Annotated in this window: 12 protein-coding genes and 1 pseudogene; 9 read left to right on the top strand and 4 right to left on the bottom strand. The window is 48.3% G+C overall.

Annotated elements, in window-relative coordinates; genetic code table 11:
• Nucleotides 1-28: 28 nt before the first annotated feature.
• The 4 genes from HMPREF3139_RS01980 to HMPREF3139_RS01965 all read left to right on the top strand — a co-directional run bounded on the left by HMPREF3139_RS01980 (nt 29) and on the right by HMPREF3139_RS01965 (nt 3,352).
• Entirely contained in the window at nt 29-649 is a 621-nt protein-coding gene (locus tag HMPREF3139_RS01980) for a DUF2238 domain-containing protein (RefSeq protein ID WP_070460075.1), read from the top strand.
• Nucleotides 650-983: 334 nt separating this feature from the next.
• Entirely contained in the window at nt 984-1,991 is a 1,008-nt protein-coding gene (locus HMPREF3139_RS01975; protein WP_070460072.1) for a ubiquinone anaerobic biosynthesis protein UbiU, read from the top strand.
• A gap of 10 nt (nt 1,992-2,001) precedes the next feature.
• Nucleotides 2,002-2,919, top strand: coding sequence for a U32 family peptidase (locus tag HMPREF3139_RS01970; RefSeq protein WP_070460069.1), 918 nt, complete (start codon nt 2,002-2,004; stop codon nt 2,917-2,919).
• Nucleotides 2,906-3,352 carry a ubiquinone anaerobic biosynthesis accessory factor UbiT gene (locus tag HMPREF3139_RS01965; RefSeq protein WP_049323906.1) on the top strand — a complete coding sequence of 149 codons (447 nt, stop codon included), beginning with the start codon at nt 2,906-2,908 and terminating at the stop codon, nt 3,350-3,352. The genes HMPREF3139_RS01970 and HMPREF3139_RS01965 overlap by 14 nt, the downstream gene beginning before the upstream one ends.
• Before the next feature lie 136 nt (nt 3,353-3,488).
• Here the strand turns inward: HMPREF3139_RS01965 and ccoP are convergent, their stop codons facing one another.
• From ccoP to ccoN, 4 genes are read right to left on the bottom strand one after another with little or no spacing between them, the layout of a single operon-like run.
• Entirely contained in the window at nt 3,489-4,853 is a 1,365-nt protein-coding gene (gene ccoP, locus HMPREF3139_RS01960; protein ID WP_083290024.1) for a cytochrome-c oxidase, cbb3-type subunit III, read from the bottom strand.
• A complete protein-coding gene (locus HMPREF3139_RS01955; protein ID WP_003748776.1) occupies nt 4,853-5,050 on the bottom strand; it encodes a cbb3-type cytochrome oxidase subunit 3 in 198 nt (65 codons plus the stop codon). Before HMPREF3139_RS01955 ends, ccoP begins: the two co-directional genes overlap by 1 nt.
• A gap of 4 nt (nt 5,051-5,054) precedes the next feature.
• Nucleotides 5,055-5,666 carry a cytochrome-c oxidase, cbb3-type subunit II gene (gene ccoO, locus HMPREF3139_RS01950; RefSeq protein ID WP_063075589.1) on the bottom strand — a complete coding sequence of 204 codons (612 nt, stop codon included), beginning with the start codon at nt 5,664-5,666 and terminating at the stop codon, nt 5,055-5,057.
• Nucleotides 5,667-5,690: 24 nt separating this feature from the next.
• The gene (gene ccoN, locus HMPREF3139_RS01945; protein WP_199900391.1) at nt 5,691-7,124 is read right to left on the bottom strand and encodes a cytochrome-c oxidase, cbb3-type subunit I; all 1,434 of its coding nucleotides are present in this window, start codon (nt 7,122-7,124) and stop codon (nt 5,691-5,693) included.
• Between the two features lie 332 nt (nt 7,125-7,456).
• On the opposite strand from ccoN, the gene HMPREF3139_RS01940 reads away from it, so the two are divergent.
• The 5 genes and pseudogenes from HMPREF3139_RS01940 to HMPREF3139_RS01920 all read left to right on the top strand — a co-directional run bounded on the left by HMPREF3139_RS01940 (nt 7,457) and on the right by HMPREF3139_RS01920 (nt 15,425).
• Nucleotides 7,457-9,208 carry a M61 family metallopeptidase gene (locus tag HMPREF3139_RS01940; RefSeq protein WP_070460061.1) on the top strand — a complete coding sequence of 584 codons (1,752 nt, stop codon included), beginning with the start codon at nt 7,457-7,459 and terminating at the stop codon, nt 9,206-9,208.
• 78 nt (nt 9,209-9,286) lie between these two features.
• A complete protein-coding gene (locus HMPREF3139_RS01935; protein WP_070460058.1) occupies nt 9,287-9,727 on the top strand; it encodes a TIGR01244 family sulfur transferase in 441 nt (146 codons plus the stop codon).
• Nucleotides 9,728-10,159: 432 nt separating this feature from the next.
• A pseudogene (locus HMPREF3139_RS01930) lies at nt 10,160-10,693 on the top strand (aspartate/glutamate racemase family protein); the annotation flags it as partial.
• Between the two features lie 137 nt (nt 10,694-10,830).
• Nucleotides 10,831-12,609 carry a transferrin-binding protein-like solute binding protein gene (locus tag HMPREF3139_RS01925; RefSeq protein ID WP_070460055.1) on the top strand — a complete coding sequence of 593 codons (1,779 nt, stop codon included), beginning with the start codon at nt 10,831-10,833 and terminating at the stop codon, nt 12,607-12,609.
• 86 nt (nt 12,610-12,695) lie between these two features.
• A complete protein-coding gene (locus HMPREF3139_RS01920) occupies nt 12,696-15,425 on the top strand; it encodes a lactoferrin/transferrin family TonB-dependent receptor (RefSeq protein ID WP_070460052.1) in 2,730 nt (909 codons plus the stop codon).
• Nucleotides 15,426-15,484 lie beyond the last annotated feature (59 nt).

Genomic DNA, 15,484 nt, shown 5'->3' with positions numbered 1-15,484 from the left:
GTAACCATTGTTATTACATACACACAACATGAATAAACCCTCTCCAATCTTTCCCATTTTTCTTGCTGCAATTATCTTCGCCCTTATTGTTTGGTCAGGCATTAATCCTCATGACCGCGCAGTCTGGTACGCCGAAATTATCCCCGTAGCATCCGTATTCTTCCTTCTGGTTGCCACCTACCGCATTTTCCGCTTCAGCAACTTGGCCTACTTATTCATGAGCTTCTGGCTGATTATGCATTCCATCGGCGCATACTATACTTTTGCCGATGTGCCATTTGAATCCATCAACCGCTTTGTCGAACCGATTTTGGGCGAAAACCGCAATCATTACGACCGTATTGCCCATTACATCATCGGCTTCTACGCCTACCCGATGGCCGAATGGCTGCTGCGCCGCAAGCTGTGCAACCTGCTGTTGGCCTTATTTTTCTCCCTATTCTTCATTATGAGCGTTGCTGCAGCCTATGAAATCATCGAATGGCAATATGCCGTCATCGACGGCGGAGAGGCCGGATTGGAATTCTTGGGTTCTCAAGGCGATATTTGGGATGCGCAAAAAGACATGCTTGCCGATACTTTGGGCGCGTTAACCTCGCTGTTTATTTTTGTGTTTACCCGCCCCGATAAACGTTTGGGTTCCTCTTAAATATATCTCTTTAAAATAAAAGGCCGTCTGAAACCAGATTTTCAGACGGCCTTTTTTCATTTTTCTATTGTTGCTATTGTAAAAATTAATAAATGCGATAGTTAAAAACATAAGCTGATTTTGAAACAAAATCCGTCATCAAAATTTTTAAGCACATGAAATATATAAAAAACCATGTCTGTTAAGATTTTGTAAACAATATGCCTACGTCAACCTAAATTTTTCGATTTGATTTAAATCAGCATATCTTGTGTCATTAATCCATAAAATATCCGGAATTCTACAAAATATTGATTAACCTGATAGATGTTATCATTAAGATGAGAAACACAAAATGCAGAAAATTCCAGAATTAGTCTGCCCAGCCGGCAACCTGCCTGCACTGAAAACCGCTGTGGATAATGGTGCGGACACGGTTTACATGGGTTTGAAAGATGCGACCAATGCACGAAACTTTCCGGGATTGAATTTCGATATGAAATCGGCACGGGAAGGCGTAGCTTACGCCCATGCGCGCGGACGCAATGTACTGATGGCCATCAATACATTCGCACAAGCCGGCCAAGTGGAGCGTTGGCACGCTGCTGTGGATACGGCGGCAGATTTGGGTGCCGATGCAATTATTGTTGCCGACCCCGCCATCATGGCGTATGCGGCAGACAAACATCCGAATTTACGCCTGCATATGTCAGTACAAGGTTCGGCCACCAATTACGAGGCCATCAATATGATGAAAGAGCTGTTCGGCATCCGTCGTGCCGTTTTGCCGCGCGTGCTGACCATCGATCAGGTCAAACATGTAATTGACAATACTGATGTGGAAATTGAAGTCTTTGGTTTCGGCAGTTTGTGTGTGATGGTGGAAGGCCGTTGCATCTTGTCGAGCTATGCAACAGGCGAATCGCCCAATATGCAAGGTGTCTGCTCTCCGGCAAAATCCGTCCGCTGGGAACAACTGCCCGACCGCATGAACGTACGTCTAAACCAGGTATTGATAGACCAATACAAACCCAATGAACCGGCAGGTTATCCAACCTTGTGCAAAGGCCGCTTTGAAGTCAATGATGAAACCTACTATGCCTTGGAAGAACCGACCAGCCTGAATGTTTTGGAAATGTTGCCCGAACTCATCAAAATCGGTGTGTCCGCCATCAAAATCGAGGGACGCCAACGCAGCCCGATGTATACGGCGCAAGTAACCAAATCCCTCCGCCAAGCACTGAATGCAGCCGCAGCCGACCCGTCGCATTTCAAAGTCAATCCGTCCTGGAACAATGCCTTGAGCAAAGTTTCGGAAGGTCATCAGACAACTTTGGGCGCATACAACCGCCCATGGAAATAAGGGGAAGAAAATGAATTCATTGAAATTGTCGCTGGGCCCTATTTTATTTTTCTGGCAAAAAGAAGCCCTACTGGAATTTTACGTTTCCATGCTGGATACGCCGTTGGACACTGTTTATTTGGGTGAGGTAGTCTGCTCACGCCGTCAGAAAATGCGCTTTGCCGACTGGTTCGGACTGGCTGAAGACCTGGCAGAAAGCGGTAAGGAGATTATTCTTTCTTCACAAGTCCTGCTCGAAAGCGAATCCGATCTGAAACGCCTGCGCAAAATTACGGAGCAGGGAAAGTTTAAAGTTGAAGCCAACGACATGGGTGCGGTCAAATTGGCACGCAAACACGGCATCCCGTTCGTTGCCGGTGCAAGCCTGAATATCTACAACGAAACCACTTTAGACGTATTCCGAAAATTAGGGGCATTCCGCTGGATTACACCGTCCGAGCTGAGCCGCGATAAGGTTGCCGAAATCATCAAGGCTTCAGACGGCATTGAAACCGAACTCTTCGCTTGGGGCAAAATGCCGCTTGCCTATTCATCACGTTGCTTTACCGCCCGCCATTACAATTTGAATAAAGACAGTTGCGAGTTCCGCTGCCTCGACCACGAGCACGGTATGGCCATGAATACGCGAGAAGGCCAGCCGTTTCTCACCATCAACGGCATCCAAACCATGTCTTACGGCTGCCAAAACCTACTGCCCCACCATGAAGACTTGAATAAAATCGGCGTGAATATGCTCAGACTGTCGCCACAAATGCACAGCATGGCTGAAATTATCCAAATTCACCGCGATGTATTGGACGGAAAAGCCACATGGGAAGATGTCCGCCCCGAGTTGGAACGACTGACTACCGGAACACTGGTTGACGGCTATTGGCGCGGTCAGCCCGGTATTGAAACCGTGAAGGAGGCATATTATGGCGCTGCCTGAAATCATATTACCCAAATGGATGGCAAAAATCGGTACCAAACTTCCCGGCAAACCTCCACGCTTTGTTTTGGTCTCCGTATTGAATACCATGCTGAAAAAAGGTTTACTACCTGCCGATATGGAACTTTTTGCCGGAAGAAAATTCGAAATCGAAGTTTTGGATGCCGGTATCAAAGTGCGGTTTAGTGCCGATACGGAAAAATTCCTGGACGACAACTTCAGCGGCGCCCCCGATCTGAGGCTGGCCGCCAACGGTATAGACTTCATGCGCATGATGATGCGCGAGGAAGATCCCGATACCTTATTTTTCAACCGTAAATTGCAAATTGAAGGCGATACGGAACTGGGGTTAATTACCAAAAACTTACTCGACAGCGTCGAGTGGCCTTTCAGCGAATGGTTCCTGAAACGCAGTACGTCCACTTTGGATTGATTAATTTTGGTTGAACCAAAAACAAAGGCCGTCTGAATGTTTCAGACGGCCTTTTGTATGTTTCTTCCATACGGTTTTATCAAACATAAAAAAAGCGTACCTAGAAAGGTACGCTTTTTTTCAATCTAACTCAAAATTAGAATTTTGCGCCAGACTCATTTGCCATAAAGTCAACAGCTGCTTTAACTTCATCATCGCTCAGGCTACCATTGCCACCTTTAGCCGGCATAGAATTAAAGCCTTCGATAGCATGTTTGTGCAGAGTGTCTTTACCTTGTTTAATGCGAGGAGCCCAGTCTTCTTTTTTACCTACGACAGGAGCGCCTGGAATCAAACCGCCATGACATGTTTTACAGTTGGCTTCAAAAACAGCTTTGCCGTCTACCTTAACCGGAGCTGCTTCTGCTTTTTCAGCAGGTTTGGCTTCAGCAGCAGGAGCAGCTTTAGCATCTGAAGCAGCTTTAGCATCTGAAGCAGCTTTATCGGCAGCAGGAGCCGAAGCAGCCGCTGGAGCAGAAGCATCGGCAGGTTGAGCTGCCGGAGCAGGCTCGGCTTTTTTAGCAGGAGCTTTTTTACCGTCTTTGTTGGACAAACCCCAAACATAAGCGGTCATGATGTGCAGCTTGTCTTTGTCGAGGAAGTGACCCCAAGCAGGCATTTGGCTGCTGCGACCGTTGGTAATGGTTTCGGTAATCGCTTTTTGAGTACCGCCCCACAACCATACATCGTCGGTCAGATTCGGGCCGAGGCCTTGGATACCTTGACCTTTGTCGCCGTGACAAGTGAAACAGTTGGCAGGTGGGCCGCTAAACAAGGCTTTACCGCGTTCTGCACGTTCTTCGTCGTATTGACCTTTAGGTTTAGAAAGGGACATAACATACTGTGTTACATTTTTCACGCCTTCTTCACCCAAAGCAGGACCCCATGCAGGCATGGCGGCAGTACGGCCTTTTTCAATGGTTTCCTGAATTTTTTCAGGCTCGCCACCCCACAACCAGTCATCGTCAGTCAGATTTGGGAAGCCTTTAGAGCCTTTAGCATCTGAACCGTGACATTGGATACAGTAGGTATTGAAAAGGTTTTGACCAATGGCACGTGCTTCAGGATTTTTAGCCACTTGGTCAATCGGCATATTGGAAAATTTAGCATACACTTTACCGTATTGCTGATTGGCTTTGGCAACTTCTTCTTCATATTGACCATGGCTGCTCCAGCCCCACAGGCCTTTGTAATCGCCGATACCTGGATACATAATCAGGTAGCCGACGCCAAACAGCCATGTGCAGACATAAAGCCAAAACCACCAACGTGGCAGAGGGTTGTTGTACTCCGAAATGCCGTCCCACTCATGACCTGTGGTTTTTACTTCTTCGCCTTTTTTAGGGCGTTTCACAACGTTTTGCGAAAGCAGAAGCCAAGCCAGGCCGATGAAGCTGAGCACGACGATAACGGCAATATATATACTCCAGAAACTACTGGTAAATTGGGATGTTGTGTTCATTATTTTGCTCCGTGATCACGGACTGACTGAGCTTGATCGTCCTTTTCAGACGGCCTTTGTTCGTCATTATCGAAAATACTGCTGGCTGCATCATCATAGTTTTTCTTATTGCGTCTATTGAACACAATATAGAGGACTAAAATAAAGCTGATGAATACCCAAACAGTAAAGAGCGAGCGAGCCCAGTTAGCGTCCATGATGTTACCTTACGTTTTTCAATGCCAAGCCCAAGCCTTGCAGGTAGGCGATAACAGCGTCCAGCTCTGATTTGTTGGCCAGCATTTCAGGTGCTTTGGCAATTTCTTCATCGCTGTAAGGTGTACCCACTTTACGCAGGGCTTTCATATGCGCCACAGTTGCCTCGGCATCGACTTTATTGCGTGCGAGCCATGGAAATGCAGGCATATTGGACTCCGGCACAACGTCGCGCGGGTTCAGCAGGTGGATGCGGTGCCACTCATCAGAATAGCGACCACCGACACGAGCCAAATCCGGACCGGTACGTTTAGAACCCCATTGGAACGGATGGTCATAAACAGACTCACCGGCAACGGAGTAGTGGCCGTAACGTTCAGTTTCTGCACGGAATGGACGAATCATTTGAGAGTGGCAGTTGTAGCAGCCTTCGCGTACGTAAATATCACGACCGGCCACTTGCAAGGCGTTGTATGGTTTCACGCCTGGCGCAGGTTCAGTAACTGCCTTGGAGAAGAACAGCGGGACAGCCTCGATCAGAAGGCCGACGCTGACTACAAGCAGGGTGAATACAATCAGTACACCAACTTTTTCTTCAGCTAATTGTTGCAATTTCATTTTGGTAGCCTATCTTTCTTATTATTAGTGGTGTTGGGTTTGAGAAACCGCAGGAATCTCAGCATCAACCGCTTTACCACTGATAGCAGTACGGTAAACGTTATATGCCATGATGCACATACCGCTCAGGTACAGAAGACCGCCGGTGAAACGAATCATGTAGTAAGGCATGGTACGTTTTACAGATTCGACAAAGGAATAAGTCAGTGTGCCGTCTTCGTTCAAAGAACCCCACATCAGGCCTTGCATCACACCGGCAATCCACATCGCGGCGATATACAGAACCACACCGATGGTTGCAATCCAGAAATGCGCTTCAACCAATTTGGTGCTGTACATTTCGTTTTTACCGAAGAGGCGTGGGATCATGTAGTAAACGGAACCGATGGTTACGAAGCCTACCCAACCCAATGCACCGGCATGAACGTGCGCAACAGTCCAGTCAGTATAGTGGCTCAGAGCGTTAACTGTTTTGATAGACATCATCGGGCCTTCGAAGGTAGACATACCGTAGAAGGACAGAGATACGATCAAGAATTTCAAAATCGGGTCGGTACGCAGTTTGTCCCATGCACCAGACAGAGTCATGATACCGTTGATCATACCGCCCCAAGAAGGTGCGAACAGGATCAAAGACAATACCATACCCAAAGATTGAGTCCAGTCAGGCAATGCGGTGTAGTGCAAGTGGTGTGAACCAGCCCACATATAAGTGAAAATCAAAGCCCAGAAGTGAACAACGGACAAGCGGTAAGAGTAAATAGGACGGCCTGCTTGTTTTGGTACGAAATAGTACATCATACCCAAGAAGCCGGCTGTCAGGAAAAAGCCCACCGCATTGTGGCCGTACCACCATTGAACCATCGCATCAATCGCACCTGCGTAAACCGGGTAAGATTTCATCAAACCGGCAGGGATGCTGATATTATTGACGATGTGCAACAGCGCAACGGCCAAGATAAAGCCGCCGTAGAACCAGTTGGCAACGTAAATATGTTTGATTTTACGTTTGGCAATCGTACCGAAGAATACGATGGCGTAGGCAACCCACACCAGCGTAATCAAAATGTCGATAGGCCATTCCAACTCGGCGTATTCTTTACCTTGGGTGTAACCCATAGGCAAGCTGATGGCCGCAGCCACGATAACAGCCTGCCAACCCCAGAAGGTAAATGCAGGCAGCCAACCGCCAAACAGACGGGTATTACATGTACGTTGAACAACGTAGTATGATGTACCGATCAAACCGCAACCGCCGAATGCAAAAATAACCGCATTGGTGTGCAGAGGACGCAGGCGACCGAAGTGGAACCAAGGTCCGATATTGGATAAATCGAGGGCCGGAGCAAAAAGCTGGGCAGCGACGATAACGCCGACCAACATGCCCACAATACCCCAAACTACAGTCATGATGGCGAACTGGCGCACCACTTTGTAGTTATAAGTTTGTGTGTCCATGGAAGTCTCCATAAATTATGGGTATAAAAAATTTTTATCTCACCCCAACCCCTGCATTTACGAAAAGCGCAATACGGCCAAGGCTCAAATTTTTCTAAATTTAACATAGACACCACAACATGCCAAGCAAAATTACATTCCACATTGCATAAAATATTTAGTAAGACATAAATTCATTTCTTTTATAATCAATAAATTATTAAAACATACGCATTAAATCAGACGTGGTATTTTTTCAAGCCCCCTTTTTCATACAGTTTTATTGATATAGATTAAGCCCACCCCTTAAACCCCCTTATTCTTAATAAACTTTAGCAAATTAACCAATAGTTATGATTAATTACAAAATTACTCCCAACTTTCTGTCTCATGAATGGCACATCACCTTATCATTCACTCAAACTGATGATTCAGAAACAGAAATCAGCTTACCCAACTGGGTTCCCGGCAGCTACCTCATCCGTGACTTTGCCCGCCATATCACGCACATCAGCGCGCGCTGCAACGGCAAAGCCCAGCTGCTGACACAAACCAGCAAAAACCATTGGCAAACCCCTGCTCTCAGTGGAGAGTGGGAAATTTACTACACTGTTTACGCATTCGACTTATCAGTTCGCGGCTCGTTCCTCAGCACCGAGCGTGGCTTTTTCGACGGCGCATGCCTATTCTTAAAAGTACACGGACAAGAGGAACAACCGCACCAAGTCGAATTTCCTACCCTGCCACACACATGGCAGATAGCCACAACCCTGCCACAAATTTCGGCGACCACTTTTCAGACGGCCTCATATGCCGAGCTTATTGATCACCCTGTTGAAACAGGCATCATCGAATTCCTCGACTTTGAAGCACAAGGTATTCCCCACCGTATTGCATTAAGCGGTATCTACCCCGATTTCGACCTCACCCGCTTCCTCGCCGATATTCAAAAAATCTGCGAAACCGAGTTGGCGATGTTCCCTTCCCCTGCCCCGTTTACCGAATACCTTTTCCTACTACATCTGGGAGACAACCTCTACGGCGGACTGGAACACATCAGCAGCACCGCCCTACTCGCCGACCGCCACAGTCTGCCATCTTACGATATGGGCGAAGCCGACAAAGCCTATACCGAATTACTCGGTCTATTCTCCCATGAATACTTCCACGCATGGAACGTCAAATCCATCAAACCGGCCGTCTTCGCACCTTACAATCTCGACCAAGAAAACTATACCGAGCAACTTTGGGCATTTGAAGGCATTACCTCCTACTACGACGACCTCTTTCTTGCTAGAAGCAAAACCATCAGCCCCGAAGCCTACCTTACCCTGCTTGCACAAGGCATCACACGCGTACAGCAAACACATGGCCGTCTGAAACAAACACTTGCCCAATCCAGTTTCAGCGCATGGGACAAGTTCTACAAACAAGACGAAAACAGCCCCAACGCCATCGTCAGCTACTATCAAAAAGGCGCACTGGCCGCACTTTGCCTCGACCTCATCATCCGTGAGAAAAGCCAAGGCAAATACACCCTCGACAGCGTGATGCAGCAACACTATCTCGATTGGTGCAACACCCATCAAGGCATACCCGAAAAACACTGGCAATCCCGTTGCCAAGAAATGACCGGTTTAGATTTAGAAACCTTCTTTCAGACGGCCTTATACAGTACCGATGATCTTCCGCTCGCAGAATGCCTGCAAAGCGTAGGTGTCAAACTCGACTTTATTCCCCTACCACGCCAGCACGGCGGAGCATTTGCCACCGAACCCCAATCGGTTGCCCCCGCCAACGATTTGGGCGCACGTTTCAAACAAAACAGCGATCATGCCGTCCTGACTCATGTATTTAATGGCGGTAGCGCAGAAAATGCCGGACTCTGCCCGCAAGATAAAATCATCGCCTTAGGCGGCTATGCCTGCAACGACCTTGCAGCGCAGTGGGGCAAACTGCCTATCGGCACGCGCACCACCATCCATTTCTTCCGCCAAGGCCTATTGCGTGAAACCAGCATCACAGTTCAAGCAGCAGAAGCCAATACTGCCCTGCTGCACATTACCGATCGCCAAAAACTCGAAAACTGGTTGTACAATCATTAAATAAAACTTCAAACGGCCTGCCACTTCCTAGGCCGTCTGAAATCAACATATCCATTTAATATAAAGAAAGGAAAAACTATGCCTATCCGTAAACTGACCGACACCCTCTATATCGCCCCTCAGCTGACCGAAGCCGACGTCCAAGAAGCCGTACGTCTCGACATCAAAACCATCATCTGCAATCGCCCGGACGGCGAAGAAGAAAACCAACCGGCTTTTGCCGAAGTACAAAACTGGTTTAAAGAGGCTGGCATCAACCAATTTTCCCACCAGCCCGTCGTTGCGCCTCAAATCACCGTAGCCGATGTTGCAGCCTTCCAAAATCTGTTGCAACAATCTCCGGCTCCCATTCTTGCCTTCTGCCGCACCGGCACTCGCTGCTCCCTGCTTTGGGGTTATCATCAAGTGCAACACGGCGCATCTGTAGCCGAAGTAGTTGCCGCAGCCGAACAGGCAGGCGTCAACCTCAGTAACTTTGAAGCCCGCCTGCAAGAAGCCAAAGATAAAGGTTTGGCTTAATACTTTATTTATATACTAAGTAGCAGCCTTCAAACCAATCAGGCCGTCTGAAACCCATTTTTCAGACGGCCTAATGACTTTTATTCACAATCAAACCTTATTTTTAATTTATTTCCACTATCCTAAAAATATATTTTCTAAATCAAGCCCGAATTGACCTGTATCAATACCCTAACCCTATTTTCATTTATAATGCCTTTCAATGCTTCAGGGTCAAGCCCGAATCATCCAGTTTTCCTCTATAAGAGCCAGCTCTCTTATTAAATGATTTTTCTTTCCTCTTGATGTGTGTGTGTTTGGGTGTGGCCGAAAGCCACCCCCTTTTTTTTATACCTACCCTCTTTAAGGCCGAGACCTTTGCAAAATTCCCCAAAATCCCCTAAATGTCTTGGTTGGAATTTAGGGAATTTTGGGGAATTTTGCAAAGGTCTCAATATGCCTGTGTTGGACGTGATTTCCGCCGGCGCGAAAGCCGCGCTGACAACGACGCGCAACAATAAAATCGGCATTATCGCCACCAATACGACAGTCAACAGCAATGCTTATGCGCGCGCCATCCATAGGAACAACCCTGATACGCTCGTCCGCACGCAGGCTGCGCCGCTGCTCGTCCCTTTGGTGGAGGAAGGTTGGTTGGAACATGAAGTTACCCGCCTGACCGTATGCGAATACCTCAAACCATTGCTTGCAGACGGCATCGATACGCTGGTGTTGGGCTGCACGCACTTTCCCTTGCTCAAGCCCTTAATCGGTAGGGAGGCGGGTAATGTCGCGTTGGTTGATTCTGCAATTACGACGGCTGAAGAAACAGCACGCGTCCTTGCGCAGGAGGGATTTCTCAATACTGACAACAATAATCCCGACTATCGTTTTTATGTCAGCGATATTCCTTTGAAATTCAGAATGATAGGCGAACGTTTTCTAAGTAGAACGATGGAGCAGATTGAAATGGTGTCTTTGGGTTAGTCAAGGTTTGCTCAAACACCCGCATATCCGGAGTAAGGATGTGCGGGTGTTTTTTGTGAAGGTACGTCAGAAAATGTTTGCAAATTACATTTTAAGTTAATAAAATATAAACTATTATCATTTTTAAAAAAGTTGATATGAAAAATTCACTTATTGCCCAAGCAGCCGGTATCCTGCCTGTGCTGCTGCTTTCTGCCTGCGCGGGTGGCGGCAGTTTCGATTTGGACAGCGTGGAAACGAAACAGCACAACCCGCAGTCCGAAGCACCGAAATACCAAGACGAACAGACTGAAAAACCGGCAAAACCCGATGAAGCGCAGGCGGCGGAAAACGACCGTCCGGTTTACGGTTTTGCAGCCAAAATACCGCGTCGGAACTGGCACCCGAAAAATAAAGAAGATCATAAGGCATTATCAGAAGCGGATTGGGAGAAATTAGGTGCGGGTGAGCCGGGTGAGTTTCCCCAAAAGAATGAGATTTTTGCGATGGATAAGGGTACGCTGAACGAATCCATCACAACGGGCGATGGCAAAAGCCGTGTGGAAGGATACACGGATTTCCAATATGTCCGCTCGGGCTATATCTACCGCAACGGTGCCAATAAAATCGATTTCAAAAACAATATCGCCCTTTCCGGCGCGGACGGCTACCTTTTCTACAAAGGCAGCAATCCTTCCCAAGCTCTGCCGATGGGCAAGTCGATTTACAAAGGCACTTGGGATTATGTAACCGATGCCAAGGAAAAACAGAAGTTTTCCCAGTTGGGTAATTCGCAAGCGGGCGATAGGTACGGGGCTTTGTCTGCCGAGGAAGCGGATGTGTTGCGCAATAAAAGCGAGGCACCGGAAGGTCAGACCGATTTTGGGCTGACCAGCGAGTTTGAGGTGGACTTCGCCGCCAAGACCATGACCGGCGCGCTCTACCGCAATAACCGGATTACCCATAACGAAACCGAAAATAAAGCCAAACAAATTAAACGTTACGACATTCAGGCTAACCTGCACGGTAACCGTTTCAAAGGTAAGGCGTTGGCTGCAGATAAAGATACTGGGAACGGTCATCCCTTTGTTTCTGATTCTGATAGTCTGGAAGGTGGTTTCTACGGGCCTCAGGGCGATGAGTTGGGCGGCAAGTTTTTGGCAAACGATAAGAAAGTGCTTGCCGTATTCAGCGCGAAACAGAAAGACGGTGCAGAAAAACCATTGGCTGAAACCTTTATGGACGCTTACCGCATCGGTGCGGATTTTGTGAAAAAACAGATAGACAGCTTTGGCAACGTGGCCAAACTGCTGATTGACGGCGTAGAGCTTGCGCTTGTGCCGTCCGAAGGCACTCAGACGGCATTCCAGCATGTATTTGAGAAAGACGGTGTGAAGGTGTCGGTATGCTGCTCCAATTTGGATTACCTGCATTTCGGGGTGTTGGAACACGGCGGTTCGCACGATATGTTCCTGCAGGGCAGCCGTACGCCGGTTTCCGATATGCCTGTAACGGCGGGAGAGGCGGTATATCGCGGTACATGGTCGGGTACTATTGTTAATGGTACGAGCTGGAGTGCCGAACCTTCCAATAAGGAAGGCGGTAACCGGGCGGAGTTTAAAGTTAATTTTGCCGAGAAAACCCTCAACGGTATGCTGACGGCGAAAGACCGCATTGCCCCCGTATTCACCATCACTGCCACGATTCAGGGCAACGGTTTTTCAGGTGTGGCGAAAACCGGTGAAAACGGCTTTGCATTAGATCCGAAAAATACCATCGATCCGAAACGGACGAATATCCGTGCAGATGTGTCCGGCGGCTTCTACGGCAAAACCGCCATTGAGATGGGCGGATCGTTCTCCGGAAATACATTGGAGGGAGAAAGCGGCAAGGCGGCAGTGGTATTCGGTACGAAACGCCAACAGCTTGTCCGGTAAACTGGGCTGCCGGTTGACAGAGGAAAGTTCTTCAGACGGCATATCGGTTTTAAATGCCGTCTGAAGGCAGTAAGTAGAGAAATGATATGAAACAGCAACATTTGTTCCGATTAAATATTTTATGCCTGTCGCTGATGACTGCGCTGCCTGCTTATGCGGATGTTTTACCGTCTGGACAAGTGTGGGAAAAGCAGCTCGATACCGTGCAGGTCAATGCGAAAAAACAGAAAACCCGCCGTGATAACGAAGTAACCGGGCTGGGCAAGCTGGTCAAATCTTCCGAGACGCTAAGTAAAGAACAGGTTTTGAATATCCGAGACCTGACCCGTTACGATCCGGGTATTGCCGTGGTCGAACAGGGTCGGGGCGCAAGTTCCGGCTATTCAATACGCGGCATGGATAAAAACCGCGTTTCCTTAACGGTAGACGGCGTTTCGCAAATACAGTCCTACACCGCGCAGGCGGCATTGGGTGGGACGAGGACGGCGGGCAGCAGCGGCGCAATCAATGAAATTGAGTATGAAAACGTTAAGGCCGTTGAAATCAGCAAGGGTTCGAATTCATCAGAATACGGAAACGGCGCATTGGCAGGTTCGGTCGCATTTCAAACCAAAACCGCAGCCGACATTATCGGAGAGGGAAAACAGTGGGGCATTCAGAGTAAAACTGCCTATTCTGGAAAAGACCATGCCCTGACACAGTCCCTTGCGCTTGCAGGACGCAGCGGCGGCGCGGAAGCCCTCCTTATTTATACTAAACGGCGGGGGCAGGAAATCCATGCGCATAAAGATGCTGGTAAAGGTGTGCAGAGTTTCAACCGGCTGATGCCGGTCGAGGATACCCATCCGTACGCAAATTTCATTGTCGAAGAGGAATGTTCCAATGGATATGCGGCCTGTAAAGACAATGCGAAAAAAGATGCTTTGGCCAAAGATGAGCGCAAAACCGTCAGCACGCAGGATTATACCGGCCCCAGCCGCTTCCTTGCGGACCCGCTTGAGTATGGCAGCCAATCATGGCTGTTCCGACCGGGTTGGCATTTGGACAACCGCCATTATGTCGGAGCCGTTCTTGAACGTACGCAGCAGACCTTTGATACACGGGATATGACTGTTCCTGCCTATTTTACCGAGGCCGATCTGAATGAAAGTGTCCGGAGAAACGGTACGCCGAGCGGCTTTGGCAAATATTCGGGCAATAATAAGGCCGAAAGGCTGTTTGTTCAGGGAGAGGGCGGTACATTGCAGGGTATCGGTTACGGTACCGGCGTGTTTTATGATGAACGCCATACTAAAAACCGGTACGGGGTCGAATATGTTTACCATAATGCTGACAAGGATACCTGGGCCGATTACGCCCGACTTTCTTATGACCGGCAAGGTATAGATTTGGACAACCGTTTGCAGCAGACGCATTGCTCTCACGACGGTTCGGATAAAAATTGCCGTCCCGACGGCAATAAACCGTATTCCTTCTATAAATCCGACCGGATGATTTATGAAGAAAGCCGAAACCTGTTCCAAGCAGTATTTAAAAAGGCATTTGATACGGCCAAAATCCGTCACAATTTGAGTATCAATCTAGGGTACGACCGCTTTAAGTCGCAATTGTCCCACAGCGATTATTATCTTCAAAACGCAGTTCAGGCATATGGATCGAAAATCCCGGAAGGGGCGCAGTCACCCAACGGAAGCCAAGGCAAACCGTATTGGGTGTCTATCGGCAAGACCACGGTCAATACATCGCCGATATGCCGTTTCGGCAATAACACCTATACAGACTGCACACCGAGGAATATCGGCGGCAACGGTTATTATGCAGCCGTTCAAGACAATGTTCGTTTGGGCAGGTGGGCGGATGTCGGAGCAGGCATACGTTACGATTATCGCAGTACGCATTCGGAAGATAAGAGTGTCTCTACCGGCACTCACCGCAACCTTTCTTGGAACGCAGGCGTAGTCCTCAAGCCTTTCACCTGGATGGATTTGACTTATCGCGCTTCTACGGGCTTCCGTCTACCGTCGTTTGCCGAAATGTACGGCTGGAGAGCCGGGGAGTCTTTGAAAACGTTGGATCTGAAACCGGAAAAATCCTTTAATAGAGAGACAGGTATTGTATTTAAAGGGGACTTCGGCAATTTGGAAGCCAGCTATTTCAACAATGCTTATCGCGACCTGATTGCATTCGGTTATGAAACCCGAACTCAAAACGGGCAAACTTCGGCTTCTGGCGACCCCGGATATCGAAATGCTCAAAATGCACGGATAGCCGGTATCAATATTTTGGGTAAAATCGATTGGCACGGTGTATGGGGCGGGTTGCCGGACGGGTTGTATTCCACGCTTGCCTATAACCGCATCAAGGTCAAAGATGCCGATATACGCGCCGACAGGACGTTTGTAACTTCATATCTCTTTGATGCCGTCCAACCTTCACGATATGTATTGGGTTTGGGTTACGACCATCCTGACGGAATATGGGGTATCAATACGATGTTTACTTATTCCAAGGCAAAATCTGTTGACGAACTGCTAGGCAGCCAGGCGCTGTTGAACGGTAATGCCAATGCTAAAAAAGCAGCATCACGGCGGACGCGGCCTTGGCATGTTACGGATGTTTCCGGATATTACAATATCAAGAAACACCTGACCCTGCGCGCAGGCGTGTATAACCTCTTCAACTACCGGTATACCACTTGGGAGTCTGTAAGGCAGACTGCCGAAGGAGCGGTCAATAGGCACAATAATGTCGGCAGGTATAACCGCTACGCCGCACCGGGACGAAATTACACCCTGACTTTGGAGATGAAGTTTTAACCTAAGCAACCGTGCATCAAGGCAATAGGAGACCTTTGCAAAATTCCCCAAAATCCCCT

Source organism: Neisseria sp. HMSC15G01 (assembly GCF_001808255.1).
GTDB lineage: Bacteria > Pseudomonadota > Gammaproteobacteria > Burkholderiales > Neisseriaceae > Neisseria > Neisseria subflava_A.
This window is presented reverse-complemented; position numbering and strand designations above follow the sequence as displayed.

What these genes read in the sequence shown, in the direction of transcription:
- ccoO (WP_063075589.1), bottom strand. Translation starts at nt 5,666, where the DNA reads ATGAAATTGCAACAATTAGCTGAAGAAAAAGTTGGTGTACTGATTGTA.
- ccoN (WP_199900391.1), bottom strand. Translation starts at nt 7,124, where the DNA reads ATGGACACACAAACTTATAACTACAAAGTGGTGCGCCAGTTCGCCATC.
- HMPREF3139_RS01965 (WP_049323906.1), top strand. Translation starts at nt 2,906, where the DNA reads ATGGCGCTGCCTGAAATCATATTACCCAAATGGATGGCAAAAATCGGT.
- HMPREF3139_RS01940 (WP_070460061.1), top strand. Translation starts at nt 7,457, where the DNA reads ATGATTAATTACAAAATTACTCCCAACTTTCTGTCTCATGAATGGCAC.
- HMPREF3139_RS01920 (WP_070460052.1), top strand. Translation starts at nt 12,696, where the DNA reads ATGAAACAGCAACATTTGTTCCGATTAAATATTTTATGCCTGTCGCTG.
- HMPREF3139_RS01935 (WP_070460058.1), top strand. Translation starts at nt 9,287, where the DNA reads ATGCCTATCCGTAAACTGACCGACACCCTCTATATCGCCCCTCAGCTG.
- HMPREF3139_RS01955 (WP_003748776.1), bottom strand. Translation starts at nt 5,050, where the DNA reads ATGGACGCTAACTGGGCTCGCTCGCTCTTTACTGTTTGGGTATTCATC.
- HMPREF3139_RS01975 (WP_070460072.1), top strand. Translation starts at nt 984, where the DNA reads ATGCAGAAAATTCCAGAATTAGTCTGCCCAGCCGGCAACCTGCCTGCA.
- HMPREF3139_RS01970 (WP_070460069.1), top strand. Translation starts at nt 2,002, where the DNA reads ATGAATTCATTGAAATTGTCGCTGGGCCCTATTTTATTTTTCTGGCAA.
- HMPREF3139_RS01925 (WP_070460055.1), top strand. Translation starts at nt 10,831, where the DNA reads ATGAAAAATTCACTTATTGCCCAAGCAGCCGGTATCCTGCCTGTGCTG.
- HMPREF3139_RS01980 (WP_070460075.1), top strand. Translation starts at nt 29, where the DNA reads ATGAATAAACCCTCTCCAATCTTTCCCATTTTTCTTGCTGCAATTATC.
- ccoP (WP_083290024.1), bottom strand. Translation starts at nt 4,853, where the DNA reads ATGAACACAACATCCCAATTTACCAGTAGTTTCTGGAGTATATATATT.